Origin of the sequence: Asanoa sp. NPDC050611, assembly GCF_040654855.1 — a bacterium.
Taxonomy (GTDB): domain Bacteria; phylum Actinomycetota; class Actinomycetes; order Mycobacteriales; family Micromonosporaceae; genus Asanoa.
In genome coordinates this window covers 1-2003 of record NZ_JBFAIU010000639.1, presented here as the reverse complement: position 1 = coordinate 2003, position 2003 = coordinate 1, and the positions used below count along the sequence as shown (strand labels likewise).

Annotated in this window: 4 protein-coding genes and 1 pseudogene; 2 read left to right on the top strand and 3 right to left on the bottom strand. The window is 71.3% G+C overall.

Translation table 11 applies throughout. From position 1 onward, the window contains the following. Positions 1-73 precede the first annotated feature (73 nt). A complete protein-coding gene (locus tag AB0H87_RS41340; protein WP_360159191.1) occupies positions 74-694 on the bottom strand; it encodes an SAM-dependent methyltransferase in 621 nt (206 codons plus the stop codon). Beyond that, on the bottom strand, positions 694-1056 hold the full coding sequence (locus tag AB0H87_RS41335; protein WP_360159188.1) for a DsrE family protein: 363 nt from the start codon (positions 1054-1056) through the stop codon (positions 694-696). Before AB0H87_RS41335 ends, AB0H87_RS41340 begins: the two co-directional genes overlap by 1 nt. A gap of 23 nt (positions 1057-1079) precedes the next feature. Here AB0H87_RS41335 and mtfM point away from each other — a divergent pair, with 23 nt between their 5' ends. Then, positions 1080-1184 (top strand): small membrane protein MtfM, encoded by a 105-nt coding sequence (mtfM, locus tag AB0H87_RS41330; RefSeq protein WP_275408206.1) that lies wholly within the window; start codon positions 1080-1082, stop codon positions 1182-1184. Then, entirely contained in the window at positions 1181-1774 is a 594-nt protein-coding gene (locus AB0H87_RS41325; protein WP_360159194.1) for an FABP family protein, read from the top strand. The genes mtfM and AB0H87_RS41325 overlap by 4 nt, the downstream gene beginning before the upstream one ends. Before the next feature lie 83 nt (positions 1775-1857). On the opposite strand, the pseudogene pstB reads toward AB0H87_RS41325, so the two are convergent. Continuing rightward, a pseudogene (gene pstB / locus AB0H87_RS41320) lies at positions 1858-2003 on the bottom strand (phosphate ABC transporter ATP-binding protein); the annotation flags it as partial.

Sequence of the window (2003 nt, the reverse complement as noted above, 5' to 3'; positions counted from 1 at the left end):
GGTCAGCCGAGGTGATGCGTATCTGTAAGCAGAGCAAAGCGGGTGCGGGCAGGGCGGCCGCGGGCAGGCCGGTTCAGCGCTGGAACGTGAAAAGGCGGCGGCCCGGAACGAGGGCGTGGCCCGGGCCCGCGTAGCGGTGCGCGCCGACCCCGAAGCCCGCGTCCTGGGCCGAAACGAACAACGGCTCGAACCCGGCCGCCGCGAACCAGTCCAGCATCCGGGGCACCAGGTCGGGCTCCTCACGGTGCCGGGTCCAGACGACGACCCCGCCCGGTGCGACGAACTCCGGTGCCGCGGCCACCGTCGCCGCCACGTCCGCGTCGGAGATGTTGCCGAACACGCCGCAGAAGAGGGCCAGGCGGGCCGGCACCGCGCCGGCGTACGCGTCGGTCTGTGCCGCGTCGCCCGTGACCACCTCGACCTTGGCCGGCAGGGCCGCGGCGGCCTCCCGGGCGCGCTCGGCCAGGGTCGGGTCGAGCTCCACCAGCCGGGCCGTGACGTCGGCGGCGCGCGGGTGGTCGGTGAGCACGCCGAGCAGGTCGCGGCCGTCGCCCGCGCACATGCTGACCACCGGGATCGGGCCGGGCGGAGCCGCGTCCAGGGCCAGGCGGATCTGCTCCCGCACGGCGGTCAACCGGCGCGAGAGCGAGGACGACGGGTCCGCGTACGCGCCGTGCCAGTCGACCCAGTCCATCAGTAGACCAACGCCTGCGCGCCGTCGGCCAGCGTCTCCTCGACGAAGGCCGCCGCGCCCGCGATGCGTACACCTGGGATGACGTCCGCCTCGGTGATTTCCCGGCGGGCGGCGCACTGGGTGCACAACGTGACGCGGCCGGCGGCGAGGACCGCCGCGAGCAGGTCCTGCAGCGGGGCCGAGTGGGGCAGTTCGAAGGTCTCCGCCCGACCGGGGAGCGCGAACCAGGACGATTCTCCGGTCAGCCACAATGAGACGTCGGCCCCGGCGGCAACCGCCGTCGCGGCGACTGTGAAGGCCTGGGCACACCGCTCCGGCGCGTCCGCCCCGGCGGTGACCTTGACGATCAACGTACGAGCCATCGGCTCAGCATAGGATCGTTCGCGTGGTGACCGAGATCGGGTTCGTGAGCCTGCTGGTGGCAGGCTTCGGCGCGCTGGCCGGTGGTCTGGTCTATCTGGCAGCACGCGTAGCAAGGGGCAGATGGTGACCGACGAGAACCCGATCGCACCCCCGCCGTGGCTCAACGCCCCGCCGGTGGAGCCGTATCCCTTCGTGGAGACGTACGACCTGCGCGAGGGCCCCGACCTGCACCCGGCGCTGCAGCCCCTGCTGCCGTACATCGGGCTGTGGCGCGGGCGCGGTCGGGGTGGCTTCCCCACGATCGAGGACTTCGACTACGGCCAGGAAATCAAGATCACGCACGACGGGCGCCCGTTCCTCTACTACGAGTCGCGCGCCTGGGTGATCAACGAGGAGAACCTGCCGGTCAAGCCGGCGGGCCGTGAGACCGGCTGGTGGCGCCCGGTGCTCGTCGACGGCCGCGCGACGGGTGAGCTCGAGGTGCTGATCACCACGCCCACCGGCATCATGGAGATGCACATCGGCAAGATCGATGGGACCCGTGTCGAGATGGCCACCGACCTGGTCCTGCGGACGCCGACGGCGAAAGAGGTTACCGCCGGCCACCGCCTCTACGGCATCGTCGAGGGTGCGCTGCTCTACGCGCAGGACATGGCCGCGGTCGGCCAGGAGATGTCACCCCACCTGTCGGCCCGGCTCATCCGCGTCGGCGGCTGATCCGCTCGGCCGGTACGCACCTCCCCACATACGACGGATCCCGGCACGGCCGATCGGCGTGCCGGGATCTTGTCGAGTGCTGCTCAGCCGAAGCGGCCCGTGATGTAGTCCTCGGTCTTCTTCTGGCTCGGGTTGCTGAAGATCTTCTGGGTCGAGTCGTACTCGATCAGCCGACCCGGGTCACCCGTCTTGTCGATCGAGAAGAACGCCGTGCGGTCCGAGACCCGCG